This window comes from Streptomyces sp. Wb2n-11 (assembly GCF_001049855.1).
Taxonomy (GTDB): Bacteria; Actinomycetota; Actinomycetes; order Streptomycetales; family Streptomycetaceae; genus Streptomyces; species Streptomyces altiplanensis.
In genome coordinates, this window is record NZ_CVPB01000005.1 from 96,099 (window position 1) to 112,278 (window position 16,180).

11 protein-coding genes are annotated in these 16,180 nt (G+C 71.4%); 10 read left to right on the forward strand and 1 reads right to left on the reverse strand.

The genetic code is table 11. The annotated features are described in order from the left end of the window. Window positions 1–17: 17 nt before the first annotated feature. Entirely contained in the window at window positions 18–650 is a 633-nt protein-coding gene (locus BN1555_RS36810) for a TetR/AcrR family transcriptional regulator (protein WP_176710379.1), read from the reverse strand. A gap of 356 nt (window positions 651–1,006) precedes the next feature. Here BN1555_RS36810 and BN1555_RS36815 point away from each other — a divergent pair, with 356 nt between their 5' ends. The 10 genes from BN1555_RS36815 to BN1555_RS36860 all read left to right on the forward strand — a co-directional run bounded on the left by BN1555_RS36815 (window position 1,007) and on the right by BN1555_RS36860 (window position 16,161). After that, on the forward strand, window positions 1,007–2,218 hold the full coding sequence (locus tag BN1555_RS36815) for an IS701 family transposase (protein ID WP_093804266.1): 1,212 nt from the start codon (window positions 1,007–1,009) through the stop codon (window positions 2,216–2,218). A gap of 77 nt (window positions 2,219–2,295) precedes the next feature. Next, window positions 2,296–2,739, forward strand: a complete 444-nt coding sequence (locus BN1555_RS36820; protein WP_093804267.1) for a winged helix-turn-helix transcriptional regulator — start codon at window positions 2,296–2,298, stop codon at window positions 2,737–2,739. Window positions 2,740–2,846: 107 nt separating this feature from the next. Further along, complete coding sequence (locus BN1555_RS36825) at window positions 2,847–3,824, forward strand: DUF1702 family protein (protein WP_093804268.1); 978 nt, start codon at window positions 2,847–2,849, stop codon at window positions 3,822–3,824. A 90-nt stretch (window positions 3,825–3,914) separates the two neighbouring features. Further along, a complete protein-coding gene (locus BN1555_RS36830; protein ID WP_093804269.1) occupies window positions 3,915–4,901 on the forward strand; it encodes a DUF1702 family protein in 987 nt (328 codons plus the stop codon). 56 nt (window positions 4,902–4,957) lie between these two features. Further along, entirely contained in the window at window positions 4,958–6,808 is a 1,851-nt protein-coding gene (locus tag BN1555_RS36835; RefSeq protein WP_093804407.1) for a CRTAC1 family protein, read from the forward strand. 2 nt (window positions 6,809–6,810) lie between these two features. Beyond that, window positions 6,811–7,926, forward strand: coding sequence for an enediyne biosynthesis protein (locus tag BN1555_RS36840; protein WP_093804270.1), 1,116 nt, complete (start codon window positions 6,811–6,813; stop codon window positions 7,924–7,926). Continuing rightward, entirely contained in the window at window positions 7,923–13,811 is a 5,889-nt protein-coding gene (locus tag BN1555_RS36845; protein WP_093804271.1) for a type I polyketide synthase, read from the forward strand. The genes BN1555_RS36840 and BN1555_RS36845 overlap by 4 nt, the downstream gene beginning before the upstream one ends. Before the next feature lie 3 nt (window positions 13,812–13,814). After that, window positions 13,815–14,273 (forward strand): acyl-CoA thioesterase, encoded by a 459-nt coding sequence (locus BN1555_RS36850; protein ID WP_093804272.1) that lies wholly within the window; start codon window positions 13,815–13,817, stop codon window positions 14,271–14,273. After that, window positions 14,270–14,815 (forward strand): flavin reductase family protein, encoded by a 546-nt coding sequence (locus BN1555_RS36855; protein WP_093804273.1) that lies wholly within the window; start codon window positions 14,270–14,272, stop codon window positions 14,813–14,815. Before BN1555_RS36850 ends, BN1555_RS36855 begins: the two co-directional genes overlap by 4 nt. Then, window positions 14,812–16,161: a cytochrome P450 gene (locus BN1555_RS36860; RefSeq protein WP_093804274.1), complete on the forward strand. Its 1,350-nt coding sequence runs from the start codon at window positions 14,812–14,814 to the stop codon at window positions 16,159–16,161. The genes BN1555_RS36855 and BN1555_RS36860 overlap by 4 nt, the downstream gene beginning before the upstream one ends. The last annotated feature ends 19 nt before the right edge of the window (window positions 16,162–16,180 follow it).

Consider the following 16,180-nt stretch of genomic DNA (forward strand, 5'->3'; position numbering starts at 1 on the left):
ATCCGCCCGACGGACCGTCAGCGTGTCGCCTCCTGGTCCGCCCCCTCGCCGGCCGGCGGTTCCGGCTGCCGGGGCATGCCCGACGCCTCGGCGGAGACGCCCACGAGCGCGAGGTGCCAGACGCGCTTGAGCTGGGCGACGGCGCTCTCGAACGCCGGGTCCGAGCCCATGCGCCCGCGCAGGTACGCCTCGGCCCCGCTCGTCAGGTGCTCCACCAGCGTCGTCACGTCAGCGGGCAGGGCGTCCGTGCGGAGCTGGCCGTCCTCATAAGCCCGGTCGAGCAGTCCCCGGACCATGGGCAACCAGGCGTCCGACCAGGCCTCGGTCCCCGGACGTTCCCGGCCCAGGCGGATCGCGGAGCGTACCGACGGCTCCTGCTCCATCAGCCGGGTCAGCTCGAGGGTCAGGTCGATCACCATGCGCAGCGGCGCCACCGGTTCGGCCGCCAGGCGTTCCAGGGCGGCCAGCGTGACCGCCCGCCCTTCCTGCTGCACCGCGTCCGCCAGGTGCGTCTTGGTCGGGAAGTGGAACGTGATCGCGCCGAGCGACATGCCCGCCACCGAGCTGATCCGCGACAACGACGTCCCGTCGTACCCGCGGAGGTCGAACTCCTGGGCCGCCGCTCTGATCAGGACCTGGCGCGTACGCAAAGCCCTCTCCTGTTTCACCACACCGTCTCCCGAAGAGAGCTCATCGCCGCCGGATATGTACGGACCCTGACTCCGTCTCGATGGCGCACCGTCGGGACGTCCCGTAAGGAACAGACGTTCACCCTCCCGTCCAACGCTCGCGCCTCCTTCCTCTTGTGGGCAAGGGCGAGTTGCCCAAGATGTTGTGGATCAGTGCAGGTCACAGGGGTGATTCGGCCCCCGACGCGGAGGGCGGCGGGGGCCGACTTGGCGAAGTGCATGCGGCAACTCTCCTGAGTCGCAAAAAAAAGAGGGCGTTCGCTATTATTTTAGCCGAGACGGCCGCCAGGGGCCGGGAACAGGGGAGGGAACCAGCCATGGTCGCGTACGCTCTGAAGGCCACCGGCACCTCGGTGCCGGTGTTCACCGAGAGGGTTTTCGAAGGCCTTCCGCGGGTGGATCAGCGGCGTTGGGCCCAGGCGTACATGCAGGGCCTGCTGACCACACCGGGGAAGAAGTCGGTCCGCCGGCTCGCCGCCGCCATCTCACCCGAGCCGGCGGTCTCCCAGTCGCTGCACCAGTTCGTCAACGCCAGCCCGTGGGACTGGATGCCGGTGCGCGCCGAGCTCGCTCGCTGGGTCGAGCACGAGATGACGCCGCGCGCCTGGGCGATCGGCCAGGCCGTCCTGCGCAAGCGGGGCGAACACTCCTGCGGTGTGCACCGCCGCTTCCTGGCCTCCACCGGCCGCTCGGTCACGTGCCAGGTCGGCGTCGGCATGTTCCTCTCCTCGTACGACCAAGCCGTTCCGGTGGACTGGCGCCTGCTCCTTCCGGGCTCGTGGACGAAGGATCCCGAGCGTCGCGTCCGCACCCGTATCCCCGCCGACGTGAGCTCCCGCTCCGTCGAGCAGCATGCCCTGGACCTCGTCGACACTCTGGCCGACACCAGCCGTACCGTGCCCCTGCCGGTCGTCGCCGACCTGGAGGCCCTCGGCGGCACCAGCGCGACCGCTCTGATCCACGGACTGGCTCTCCGCGGACGCGACTTCGTGGTCGCCGTCCCGGACAGCCTCCAGGTCGCCGTGGGACGTCACCTGCGGGTCCACCGTTCCCAGGGAGGCGACGGCCACGGCCTGGTGCTCGCCGCCCGCAATCTCTTCGAGTTCGACGCGGGCACGCTGACCCATGTGGAGAACGTCGCCCCCTGGGACGGGCGCGGTCGGCACACCACGGTCATGTCCAGCTTCGTGCGCATCCCCCAGCTGGGACGGGGCGGCGAGCGGGTCCACCGCACCTACCGGCTCTTCGCGGTCCGCCCCGACAACGGGCGGCAGCCCGTCCAGCTGTGGCTGACCAGCCTCACGCACACCCGCATGGAGTCGGTGCTCGCCCTGACGCGGACGCTCCCGAACGCGGGGGAGTCCGTACGGGAGATGTCCGACGGCTTCGGCCTCCAGGACTTCGAGGGACGCTCCTACCCGGGCTGGCACCACCACATGACCCTGGTCTCCGCCGCGTACGCCTACAGCCGCTTCAACGGGCGGCCCGCACCCACCGGCGGCGGAGAGCGGCTGCTGGTCGCCGCCTGAACAACCGGGCGCGTTCTGTGGCGACTTCGCCAACTCAGGGTTCCTTCACGCAACTCTCCCCGACCTAGAGTGAGCGCATGTTGAAGCACACGTACGAGGGACAGGACTGCAATCTCGCCCGCTCCCTGGAGGTGATCGGCGAGCGTTGGACCCTCCTGATCATCCGTTCGGCGCTGCTCGACATCACCCGCTTCGACGGATTCCTCTCCCACCTGGACATCGCGCGCAACGTGCTCTCCACCCGGCTGTCCCGGCTGGTCGAGCACGAGATCATGGAACGCGTGCCTTATCAGGACAAGCCCGTGAGGTACGAGTACCGGCTCACCCCTGTGGGCCGGGACCTGACCCGGGCCGTCATCGCTCTGATGCAATGGGGGGACCGCAACCTGCCGCAGGAGCTGGGTCCGCCGCGCCGCGCCGACCACATCGGCTGCGACGGCTCCGTCCACGTCGAGCTGCGGTGCGCCGACTGCGGGCGCGCCGTGCACGACGAGGAGGTGGACGTCCGCCGCATCCGCTGAACACCACGGGGAAGCGCAACGGGGAAGATGCCGCCCCGCAGCCCGTCTGCCGACGATGACAGCCCCCGCCGCCCATGTCCGGAGCGGGCTCGTACGAGGAGGCAACTGTGCCCGCACTGGGAGCGCTGCGCAGGCTGATCCTGGCCCCGTCCCTGGACGACGTGAGTTTTGCGGGGCGAGGGTTCGCCGTGGAACCGACCGAACGCACACGGCAGCTGGAAGCCGTGCCGCAAGCGGTCGTGACCGGCTTCGAATGGGGCATCGAGGACGGGGACCTGGCGACGACCGAGCGTCGGCTCGCGCTCGTCGATCCGCTGAACCGGGGTTTCGCGTACGAGGGCGCGACCATGGCCTGCGCGATCCGCGACACCATGGGCCCCCGGGGGCACCGCGCCCGTGACCTGCTGCGAGGTGGCGGCAGGCCGCACATCTTCCTCAACTACATCGGCATCGGCTTCGCCATGGCCAAGCTGCCCAGGCCGCTGTGGAAGAAGCTCGTCCCCGACTTGACCGAGCCGGAGCTCTATCCGGCGATGAGCTGGCTGTGCGTGGACGGCTACGGCTTCGACCGGGCCTACTTCGACACCGACACCTGGGTCGGCGGACAGCGTCTGGACACCCCGTACGGCTGGGACGGTGACCTCTCCTACTGGCAGCGGGCGTTCGACCAGGGCGTCGGCCGTGCGCTGTGGTTCATCCACGGGGGCCACGTCGGGAACGTCTCCGCGGCCGTGCGGGCCTTCGCCGGCGACCGGCGGGCGGACCTGTGGAGCGGCGTCGGACTCGCCGCCACCTTCGCGGGCGGAACCGCGGCCGCGGACCTGGACGCGCTGCGCGAGGAAGCGGGGGAACTCGCCGGCCACCTGGCGCAGGGCGCGGTCTTCGCGGCCAAGGCCCGGCACCACGCCGGCTTCGTCCCGGAGCACAGCAGCGCCGCCGTGCACGCGTTCACCGGGCGCACGGTCGAGGCCGTGGCCCGCCTCGCCGACGACTGCGCGGCGTCCGCTCCCGAGACCGGCGTCGGACCCGCCTACGAGGTCTGGCGGCGAACAGTGCGTACGCGCCTCAGCGCCGTGGTCGTTTGAGCACACCGGAAGTAGACGGCCCTCCCGGACCCCTGGCTAAATTCGATCCGCTGGGGAATTCCAGGGATTCGAGAGGGGCGGTTTACTGCCGTGTCCAGTGCTTTTGGTGCGCTCCGCCGCAGGTTGCTCACACCTCCTATTTCCGAGACGACCATGGAAGTACGTGGCTTCCATGTGAAGAACGCGGAAGCAAAAACGCGACTTGAATACATCGGGGAGGTGTTTCTCCAGGGATACGCCTACGCCGTAGAGGCGGGTTCGCCCGTCGAGGCCGAGGAACTTCTCGAGACCGTTCCGAGGGACATGCGAGGCTTCGCCTACGAGGGTGCCGGTATGGGTGCGGCGGTGTACGACTCGCTGCCCGGGCACAGCGGCCGCCTGGACGGGCTTCTGGCGGGCAGAGGCCGTGACCACGACTACATGATCTACGTCGGCGTCGGTTGGGCGATGGCCCGGCTGCCGAAGCTCCTGTGGCCCGACATCTCGGCCACCGACCCGATGCTGCGCTGGCTGGCGCTGGACGGATACGGGTTCCACCAGGCGTACTTCAAGACCGACGCGTACGTGCGCACACCAGGGATCCAGCACCCGTTCCGCTGGAACGGCGGGCACAACCACTACACGGCCAACGCCGTCGACCAGGGCATCGGCCGCGCTCTCTGGTTCGTCGGCGGCACCGACCCCGACGTCGTCACCGCGCTGATCCGTGCCTATCCCGAGCGTCGTCACAGCGACCTCTACGCGGGCGCCGGGCTCGCCTGCGCCTACGCGGGCGGTGCAACCGAGGGCGAACTCGCACGCTTCGTCGAGGGCGCCGGCGAGCACCGCTGGGCGCTGGCACAGGGATCCGCCTTCGCCACCGAAGCCCGTGTCAAGGCGGGCACGGTCATCGACCACACCCACCTCGCGGCCCGTGTCGTGTGCGGCACGACGGCCGGGAGGGCGTCCCAGGTGTGCCGGGGCACCCGGCCCCGGGCGTTCACCGGGGGCGTGTCCCCGGCCTACGAGACCTGGCGGCACCGTATTGCCGCGGAACTCGCTTCTCTCTCGCTCATCTCGAAAGGTGCCGACCAGTGACGGTCACAAAGAACTGGCTCCGCAGGAATTCACCGGGAATCGTCGCGCTCGCCCTGATGGTGAGCACATTCTACGCCGTCCGGCTGCCCGAGTCCTCGGCCGCCGAGATCGACAAGCTGGCGAATAACTTCGCATTCGAGCCGATGTCCATCGCCATGCCCGCCGGATTCGAGAAGCAGGAAGTCCGGAAGGTCAACAAGGCGTACCAGCACATCGAGGCCTGGATCTCCTCGGTCGGCGCCGGCATCGCCGTCAACGACCTCGACGGCGACGGTCTGGACAACGACCTCTGCGTGAACGACGTGCGGATCGACCAGGCCGTGGTCACCCCGGCACCGACCCGCAAGGACAAGTACGCGCCGTTCGCGCTCGATCCCGCGCCGCTCGGCACCAGCGAGACGATGGCCCCGATGGGCTGCATGCCCGGTGACTACGACGAGGACGGCCGCATGGACCTCCTCGTCTACTACTGGGGCCGCACGCCGGTCATCTTCGTGAACAAGGGGGAGAAGGGGAAGCCGCTGACCGCGGCCTCCTTCACCCCCACCGAGCTGCTGCCCGGCAAGCGCGGTGCGACCTACACCGGCCCGCTGTGGAACTCCAACGCCGCCGCCGTGGCCGACTTCGACGGCGACGGCCACAACGACATCTACATCGGCAACTACTTCCCGGACAGTCCGGTTCTCGACCCGTCCAAGGACGGCGACGTCACCATGAACGAATCGCTGTCGCACGCCCAGAACGGCGGCGGCGGGCACATCTTCCGGTGGACGAAGGACGGCTACGAGAAGACCGACGGCGCCATCCCGCAGAACCTGAACAAGGGCTGGTCGCTCGGCGCCTCCGCCGCCGACCTCGACGGCGACCGGCTGCCCGAGGTGTTCCTCGCCCACGACTTCGGCACCTCGGCGCTGCTGTACAACACCTCCACCCCGGGCAGGATCAGGTTCTCCGAGGTCAAGGCCGTCCACAGCGGCACGGTCCCCAAGTCCAAGGAACTGGGCCGCAGCTCCTTCAAGGGCATGGGCGTCGACTTCGGAGACCTCGACAACGACGGTCTGTACGACATGTTCGTCAGCAACATCACCACGTCCTTCGGCATCCAGGAGTCGAACTTCGCCTTCATCGGCGACGCCGACAGCCGTGCCGAGCTCCAGGGCCGCCTGAAGGAGGGCGAAGCCCCGTACGAGGACAAGTCCTCCGACCTGCGCCTCGCCTGGTCCGGTTGGGGCTGGGACGTGAAGACGGGCGACTTCGACAACAACGGAGACCTGGAGATCACCCAGGCCCTGGGCTTCGTCAAGGGCAAGAACAACCGCTGGCCGCAGCTCCAGGAGCTCGCCACCGCCAACGACGCCCTCACGCCGAATCCCCTGTGGTGGCCCAACGTCAAGCACGGTGACGACCTCGCCGGAAGCCAGCGCATGCGCTTCTTCGCCAAGGACCCCGACACCGGCCGGTACCACAACCTCTCCGTCGCTCTCGGCATAGGCGAGCCCCTTCCCACCCGAGGCCTTGCCACCGGCGACGTCGACGGTGACGGCCGGCTCGATCTGATGGTCGCCCGGCAGTGGGGCGAGCCGGTCTTCCTCCACAACGTCAGCAAGAACCCCGGTTCCTACGTGGGTCTGAACCTCACCCACCCGGACGGCTCCCCCGTGGTCGGCGCGGAGGTCTGCGTCGAACTGCCCGACGGGACCAAGCGCATCACCCGTCTCGACGGCGGCGGCGGTCACTCCGGCAAGCGCAGCACCGACGTCCACATCGGTCTGGGCAAGGACGTCCGGGACGCAGTGCCCGCCATGATCACCTGGCGTGACCGGACAGGCCGGGTCCACGAGCAGAAGCTGAAGCTCACGCCGGGCTGGCACAGCCTCGAGCTGGGCACCGAGGCCAAGGAGAAGTGACGATGTCCGCACAGAAGACCGCCGCACCACGCCACAACCCGAAGGTCACGACGGCGCTGCGCCGCTTCGCGATCTCCATCTCCGTACTCAACATCTTCGGCTACACGGTCCTCGGCTTCGAGCAGCCCTGGACCTGGCCGCTGATCGCCCTGGCGACCGGCTACACCGTCGAGATCGTCCTCGAACTCCTCGGCGCCCGCGCCGAGGGCCGCGCGCCGCGCTTCCTCGGCGGCGGGTTCAAGGGTCTGGTCGAGTTCCTCTTCCCGGCCCACATCACCGCGCTCGCCGTGAACATGCTGTCGTACGTCAACGACCTCGTGTGGGTCATGGTGTTCGGCGTCATCGTCGCCGTCGGCACCAAGTGGGTGCTGCGCGCCCCGGTCAAGGGCCGCATGCGGCACTTCATGAACCCGTCGAACTTCGGCATCGCCGTCATCCTGGTGCTCTTCCCGTGGGCGTCGATCGCCCCGCCGTACCAGTTCACCGAGTACCTCGACGGCGGCTTCGACTGGCTGGTGCCGGCCATCATCATCACCCTCGGCACGATGCTCAACGCCAAGCTCACCGAGCGCATGTGGCTGATCCTCGCCTGGGTCGGAGGTTTCGCCCTCCAGGCGATCGTCCGCGGTCTGCTGTTCGACACCTCCATCCCCGCCGGCCTCGCGATGATGACCGGCGTGGCGTTCGTGCTCTTCACGAACTACATGATCACCGACCCCGGCACCACGCCCTCCTCGAAGTGGGGCCAGATCGCCTTCGGCGGCGGCGTCGCCGCCCTGTACGGCGTGCTGACCGCGATGAGCATCGCCTACGGCCTCTTCTTCGCCACCGCCCTCGTCTGCGCCGTCCGCGGCGCCTTCCTGTGGACCGCGGACGTCGTGTCCAAGAAGCGCGCCGAGGAGGCCCTCGCGCTGGCCGCCGTCACCCGGTCCGTGGCCCAGGCCGACACCGCCGCGACGGCCGCCGGAGCTGCTGCCTGCGCGTGCCCCGAGGGTGCCTGCGCCTGCCCGTCCCCGGCGACCGCCGAGAACCCCGCCTGCGGGTGCCCGGAAAACGCGTGTGCGTGCCCCGGCCCGGCGACCGATGCCGAGACCAAGAAAGTTCCGGTGGCCGCATGACCAGGATCGCCATCGTCGGCATGGCCTGCCGCTATCCCGACGCCACGAACCCGAACGAGCTGTGGGACAACGCCGTCGCCGGACGGCGCGCGTTCCGCCGCCTGCCCGACGTCCGGATGAACCTGGACGACTACTGGGACGCCGACCCGACCACCCCCGACACCTTCTACGCCCGCAACGCCGCCGTCATCGAGGGCTACGCGTTCGACCGGATCGCCCACAAGATCGCGGGCAGCACCTTCCGGTCGACCGACCTCACCCACTGGCTCGCCCTGGACACCGCGGGCCGCGCGCTCGCCGACGCCGGCTTCCCCGGCGGCGAGGGCCTGCCCCGCGAGCGCACCGGCGTGGTCGTCGGCAACACCCTCACCGGCGAGTTCGCCCGCGCCAATGTGATGCGGCTGCGCTGGCCCTACGTACGACGGGTGATGGCCGCCGCCCTCAAGGACCAGGACGACTGGGACGAGACACGCGTCGCGGAATTCCTCGACGACGTCGAGACCGCGTACAAGGAGCCGTTCCCGGCGATCGACGAGGACACCCTCGCGGGCGGCCTCGCCAACACCATCGCCGGACGGATCTGCAACCACTTCGACCTCAACGGCGGCGGCTACACCGTCGACGGCGCCTGCTCCTCCTCGCTGCTGTCGGTCACCACCGCGGGCACCGCCCTGATCAACGGTGACCTCGACGTCGCCGTCGCGGGCGGCGTGGACCTGTCCATCGACCCCTTCGAGATCATCGGCTTCGCAAAGACCGGTGCCCTGGCCAAGGGCGAGATGAAGCTCTACGACCGCGGCTCCAACGGCTTCTGGCCCGGTGAGGGCTGCGGCATGATCGTCATGATGCGAGAGGAAGACGCCCTCGCGGCCGGCCACCGCATCTACGCGACCGTCGCGGGCTGGGGCGTCTCCTCCGACGGCCAGGGCGGCATCACCCGTCCCGAGGTCAGCGGCTACCAGCTGGCCCTGCGCCGCGCCTACGACAAGGCCGGGTTCGGCATCGAGACCGTCCGGCTCTTCGAGGGCCACGGCACCGGCACCGCCGTCGGCGACGCCACCGAGCTCACCGCCCTCATGGGCGCCCGCCGGGCCGCCGACCCCAAGGCACCGCTCGCGGCCATCACCTCCATCAAGGGCATGATCGGCCACACCAAGGCCGCAGCCGGTGTCGCCGGCCTGATCAAGGCGGCCATGGCCGTCAACCACCAGACCCTGCCGCCCGCGATCGGCACCACCGACCCGCACGAGCTGCTCGGCGACGAGAAGGCCAACCTCAAGGCGCTGCGCAAGGCCGAGGCCTGGCCCGAGGACGCGCCCCGGCGCGCCGGTGTCACCGCCATGGGCTTCGGCGGCATCAACACCCACGTCGTCCTGGACGAGCCCGCCGGACGGCGCCGCACGGCCCCCAGCCGTCGCTCCGCCGCCCTGGCGCACGCCCCTCAGGACGCCGAACTGCTCGTCGTCGAAGGCGAGTCGGCCAAGGCGCTGCGCGCCCGGCTCAACGAGGTCGCCGCCTTCGCCGCGCAGGTCTCCTACGGCCAGGTCGCCGACCTCGCCGCCACCCTGCAGCGCGAACTGCGCGGCCTCGCGCACCGCGCGGCCGTCGTCGTCACCTCCCCGGAGGACGCCGAGCGCCGCCTGACCCACCTGGCAGACCTGCTGGAGTCCGGCGAGACGACGTACACCGCCGCCGACGGTCGCAGCTTCCTCGGCCGGGCCTCCGGGCCCGCCCGGATCGGCTTCCTCTTCCCCGGCCAGGGATCGGGTAATGGCACCGGCGGCGGCGCGCTGCGCCGGCGCTTCGCGGAGGCGGCCGAGGTCTTCGACCGGGCCGCGCTGCCCACCACCGGCGACATGGTCGCCACCGACGTGGCCCAGCCGCGCATCGCCACCGGCTCCGCCGCAGGCCTGCGAGTCCTCGACGCGCTGCGCCTGGAGGCCTCCGTCGCCGTCGGCCACAGCCTGGGCGAACTCTCCGCCCTGCACTGGTCGGGCGCCCTCGACGAGGACACCCTCCTCGAGGCGGCACGGGTGCGCGGCAAGGCGATGGCCGAACACAGCTCCTCCGGCACCATGGCCTCGCTGAACGTGAAGCCCGAGCGGGCCGAGCAGCTCATCGAGGGCCTGTCCGTCGTCGTCGCCGGATACAACGGCCCCGAGCAGACGGTGGTCGCAGGACCGGTCGAGGAGATCGAGGAGGTCAGGCGCCGGGCCGAACGGTCCGACATCCCCTGCACCCGCCTCAACGTCTCGCACGCCTTCCACTCGCCGCTGGTCGCCGACTCCGCCGCCTCCTTCGGCGACTGGCTCGCAAACGCCCCGGTCGGCACCCTCACGGGCCGGGTCGTCTCCACCGTCACCGGCGAGGAACTGACCCCCGCCACCGATCTGGCCGCCCTGCTCGCCGAGCAGATCACCGGCCCGGTCCGCTTCACCCAGGCCGTCAGCGAGGCCGCCCGCGGCATCGACCTGTTCGTCGAGGTCGGCCCCGGCCGGGTGCTGAGCTCGCTGGCCCGCGTCACCACCGGAGTCCCGGTCGTCGCGCTCAACACCGACGACGAGTCGCTGCGCAGCCTGCTGCAGGTGGCCGGCGCCGCGTACGTCACGGGCGCGCCGGTCGACCTGGAGCGGCTGTTCCAGGACCGGCTGATCCGGCCCCTGAAGGTCGGCCAGGAGTTCTCCTTCTTCGCCAGCCCCTGTGAGCAGGCCCCGCGCGACCTCCCGCAGGCCGAGCGCGCGCCGCGCGCCGAGCGGGCCGCCAAGGCCGCCGCCAAGGCGACACCGAAGGCTGCCACCCCCGCCCACGACACCGTCGGTGCGGCCCCGGCCGTCGCGGAGGCGCCTGCCGTGCAAGGCGCCGCCAGCGACGTCGACGCGCTCGAAGTGCTGCGCGCTCTTGTCGCCGAACGCGCCGAGCTGCCCGCCGACCTCGTCGACCCGGACAGCCGGCTCCTCGACGACCTGCACATGAGCTCCATCACCGTCGGCCAGATCGTCAACCAGGCGGCGTCCCGCCTCGGGATCGCCGCCGCCCAGGTGCCGACCAACTTCGCCACCGCCACCCTGGCCGAACTGGCCGAGGCGCTGGACACCCTGGTCAGCACCGGCGGCGCCGCCCCGGAGCCCGAGACGCCCGTCGTCGCGGGCGCGGCCCCCTGGGCCCGGCCCTTCGCCGTCGACCTCGACGAGGTCGCCCGGCCGTACGGCGTGGCCGACGGCACCGACGGGGCCTGGGAGCTGTTCGGCTCCGCCGGCCACCCGTACGCCGAGCAGCTCCGGTCGGCGCTGGCCGCCGCCCGACTCGGCTCCGGCGTGCTCGCCGTCCTCGCCAAGGACTGCCCCCGCGAGGAGATCGGGGAGGTCCTGGCCGCGGCCAAGAGCGCGCTCGCCGGGGACCGGGCCCGCCGCTTCGTCCTCGTCCAGGACGGCCGCGGTGCGGCCGGTCTGGCCAAGACGCTGCACCTGGAGGCCCCGCACCTGCGCACCACCGTCGTCCACACCCCGCAGACCGAGGACGTCGTGGAGCGGGTCGTGGCCGAGGTGGCGGCGACCACCCGGTTCGCCGAGGTCCACTACGACCGTGCCGGAGCACGCCGGGTGCCGACGCTGCGGGCGCTGCCCGTGAAGCCCGAGCGCACCGACGTCCCGCTCGACGAGACCGACGTGATGCTCGTGACGGGCGGCGGCAAGGGCATCTCCGCCGAGTGTGCCCTCGCCGTGGCCCAGAAGACCGGCGCCGCGCTCGCCGTCCTGGGCCGGTCCGACCCGGCCCAGGACACCGAGCTCGCCGAGAATCTCGACCGGATGCGCGACAGCGGCGTGCGGGTGCACTACGCCCGCGCCGACGTCACCGTCGCCGAGCAGGTCACGGCCGCCGTCACCGAACTGACCGAGGCGCTCGGCCCGATCACCGGCCTGCTGCACGGCGCCGGGCTCAACCAGCCGGGCGCGCTGACCGGGCTCACCGGCCAGGACTTCGACCGCACCTTCGGCCCCAAGGTCGACGGACTGCGCACGGTCCTGGACGCGGTCGGCCCCGAGCGGCTCAAGCTGCTCGTCAGCTTCGGCAGCATCATCGGCCGGGCCGGACTGCGCGGCGAGGCGCACTACGCCACCGCCAACGAGTGGCTGGCTGACCTCACCGAGGACGTCGCTCGCACCCACCCGAACATCCGCGCCCGCTGCATGGAGTGGTCGGTGTGGTCCGGTGTCGGCATGGGCGAGAAGCTCTCCGTCGTCGAGTCGCTCTCCCGCGAGGGCATCGTGCCCGTCTCCCCCGACCAGGGCGTGGCGATCTTGCTGCGGCTGATCGGGGACCCGGACGCCCCCGTCGTCACGGTCATCAGCGGCCGGACCGAAGGCATCGACACCGTACGGCGCGACCTGCCTGCGCTGCCGATGCTGCGCTTCACCGGCGACCCGCTGGTGCGCTACCACGGCGTCGAACTGGTCACCGAGGTCGAGCTGAACGCGGGCACCGACCCGTACCTGGCCGACCACCTGCTCGACGGCAACCTGCTGCTGCCCGCCGTCATCGGCATGGAGGCGATGACCCAGGTCGCATCCGCCGTCACCGGTCGCACGGGCATCGCCCCGGTCATCGAGGGCGCCAAGTTCCTGCGTCCGATCGTGGTGCCGCCGAACGGCAGCACCCGGATCCGGATCGCGGCGACCGTCACCGACACCGACACCGTCGACGTGGCCATCCACGCCGAGGACACCGGCTTCGTCGCCGAGCACTTCAGGGCCCGGCTGATCTTCGGCGGGACCCCGGCGCCGGACGGCCCGCCGCTCCAGGTGCCCGAGGACACCCCGGTCGTCCCGCTGGACCCGGCCGTCGACCTGTACGGCGGGGTGCTGTTCCAGGGCGCCCGCTTCCAGCGGCTGCGCCGCTTCCACCGGGCCGCCGCGCGGCACGTGGACGCCGAGGTCGCCGTCCAGCAGCAGCCCGAGGGCTGGTTCGCCGGCTTCCTGCCGGGCGAACTGCTGCTCGCCGACCCGGGCATGCGCGACGCGCTCATGCACGGCAACCAGGTGTGCGTCCCGGACGCCACGCTGCTGCCCTCGGGTGTGGAGCGGATCCACACCCTCGGCTCCGGCTCGCACGTCCCCGACCATCTGCGCTACACCGCGGTCGAGCGCAGTCGGGACGGCGACACCTACGTGTACGACATCGCCGTACGAGACGCCGACGGCACCGTCGTCGAGCGCTGGGAGGGGCTGACCCTGCACGCGGTGCGCAAGACCGACGGGTCGGGCCCGTGGGTCGCGCCGCTGCTCGGCCCGTACCTGGAGCGCTCCCTCGAAGACGTCGTCGGCAGCCGCGTCGCGGTCGCCGTCGAACCGCACGGGGACGCCCCGGCCGGTTCCGTCGCCCAGCGGCGCGGCTTCACCGCCGACGCCGCAGCACGGGCCCTGGGCAGCCCGGTCGCAGTCAGGCATCGTCCGGACGGGCGACCCGAACTGGAGCCGGGCCGGCACCTGTCGATGTCGGCGGCACACGGCCTGGGGGTCACCCTCAGCGCCGTCTCCGACACCGAGGTCGCCTGCGACATCGAGGCGGTCAGCATGCGCTCGGCGCACGAGTGGCGCGGGCTGCTCGGGGACCACGCGCCGGTCGCCGAACTGGTCGCTAAGGAGACCGGCGAGGCGCCGGACACCGCTGCCACCCGCGTGTGGGGGGCCGTGGAATGCCTGCGCAAGGCCGGCATCATGGCCGGCGCCCCGCTGACGGTGCTGCCGCGCCGCAAGGACGCCTGGGTGGTGTTCGCCGCCGGGGACCTGCGGATCGCGACCTTCGTCACCGCGCTGCGCGACGCCCTGGAACCCGCCGTCTTCTCCTTCCTCACCCACGAGACACCTCTCGCCGAAGGGCGGTCCTAGACCATGGCGGACGACTACTTCGAGTACCGGCACACGGTTGGTTTCGAGGAGACCAACCTCGTTGGCAACGTGTACTACGTGAACTACCTGCGCTGGCAGGGACGCTGCCGGGAGCTGTTCCTGCACCAGAAGGCGCCGGACGTGCTGGCCGAGGTCCAGGACGACCTCAAGCTGTTCACGCTGAAGGTGGACTGCGAGTTCTTCGCGGAGATCACCGCCTTCGACGAGCTGTCCATCCGGATGCGTCTGTCCGAGCTGGGCCAGACCCAGCTGGAGTTCACCTTCGACTACGTCAAGGTGACCGGCGGGGCCGAGGTGCTCGTCGCCCGCGGCCGCCAGCGGATCGCGTGCATGCGCGGACCGAACACCAACACGGTGCCCTCGCGCATCCCGGACGGCCTGGCCCGCGCCTTGAAGCCGTACAGCACCCCGAACCGGGCGCTGGTCGGACGGGCCGCATGAGCACCCTGGCCGTCGCACCGCCGCGGGACGCCGTCACCGGCGACCCCGCGCGGCTGCGGCGGGCCCTTGGGTCCTTCGCCACGGGCGTCACCGTCGTGACGGTCGGCGGCGCGGTCCCGCGCGGCATGACCGCCAACTCCTTCACGTCGGTATCGCTGGACCCGGCCCTCGTGCTGCTGTGCGTGGGCAACGACGCCGTCATGAACCGGGTCCTCGCCGAGGCCGAGACCTTCGCGGTATCGGTACTCGGCGCCGGTCAGGAGGACGTGGCCCGGCACTTCGCCGACCGCTCCCGGCCACTCGGCGCGGCCCAGTTCGACGCCGTCGACTGGCTGCCCGGCCAGGCCACCGCCGCCCCCGTGATCGCGGGGGCGGCGGCCCATTTCGAGTGCGCCCGGTGGCGCGCGTACGACGGCGGCGACCACACCATCCACGTCGGCCGGATCCTCGCCCTGGACGAGCTCCCGGGCCGCGAGCCGCTGGTGTTCCACGGCGGCCGTTTCCGGCAGGTCGTGCCGCAGCAACCGGAGGGCAGCCGATGAGCGTCCACCCACCCGGCCCACCGGTCCGGGCGCTGCCGGGGCTGCTGCGCAAGCTGGCGGTCGACCGGCTCGGCATGATGCGGGACGCGGCCGAGCTGGCCGACGCCGTGCGCGTGAACATGGGCCCCAAGAAGCTCTACGTCTTCAACCGGCCCGACTACGCCAAGCACGTCCTCGCCGACAACGCGGCCAACTACCACAAGGGCATCGGCCTGGTGGAGTCCCGCAAGGTCCTCGGAGACGGGCTGCTCACCAGCGAGGGCGAGTTGTGGCGCAAGCAGCGCCGCACCGTGCAGCCCGCGTTCAAGCCGGGGAGGATCACCGCACAGGCCGGCGCGGTGGCCGAGGAGTCCGGACGGCTCGTGGAGCTGCTGCGCAGCCGCGCCGGGGACACCCCGGTCGACGTCCTTCAGGAGGTCACCGGGCTCACTCTCGGGGTGCTCGGCCGAACCTTGATGGACACCTCCCTGGAGGGGCACGACGGCATCGCGCACGCCTTCGAGGCGGTGCAGGACCAGGCCATGTTCGACATGGTCACGCAGGACCTGGTGCCGACCTGGGTACCGTTCGGCACCCAGCGCCGGTTCCGTGCCGCCCGCCGGGAGCTGACCCGGACCGTCGGCGAGCTGGTGGCCGACCGGGGCTCCCGGATGAGCCCGGGTGACGGGGCGGACGACGCGTTCGCCCGGATGATTCTTGCTGCCCGGGCCCACCCGGACCCGGTCGCCGGACGCAGGCTGCTCCAGGAGGAGCTGGTCACGCTGCTGCTCGCCGGGCATGAGACGACGGCGAGCACGCTCGGCTGGACGCTGCTGCTGCTCGCCCGCCACCCGCACGTGCGGGACCTGGTGCGCGAGGAGGCCAGGGCGGTGCTCGCGGGCGGCCGGCTGCCGGACGCCGAGGACCTGCACAAGCTGTCGTACACGACACAGGTGGTGCAGGAGGCCATGCGGCTGTACCCGCCGGTGTGGATCCTGCCCCGGATCGCCCAGGCAGCCGACGAGGTGGGCGGGTTCACGGTGTCGGCCGGGGCCGGCGTGCTGGTCTGCCCGTACACGATGCACCGGCACCCGGACCTGTGGGACGACCCGGAGCGCTTCGACCCGGGCCGTTTCGACCCGTCGCGGGTGGCGAACCGGCCGCGGTACGCCTACCTCCCGTTCGGCGCGGGACCGCGGTTCTGCGTCGGCAGCAACCTCGGGATGATGGAGGCGGTGTTCGTCACCGCGCTCGTCACCCGCGACCTCGACCTGGCGGTGGTGCCGGGGCACAAGGGCATCGCGGAGCCGATGATGTCGCTGCGGATGCGCGGGGGACTGCCGATGACGGTCCGTCCGGTGGACTGAGCGCACGCGACTGCTCCCG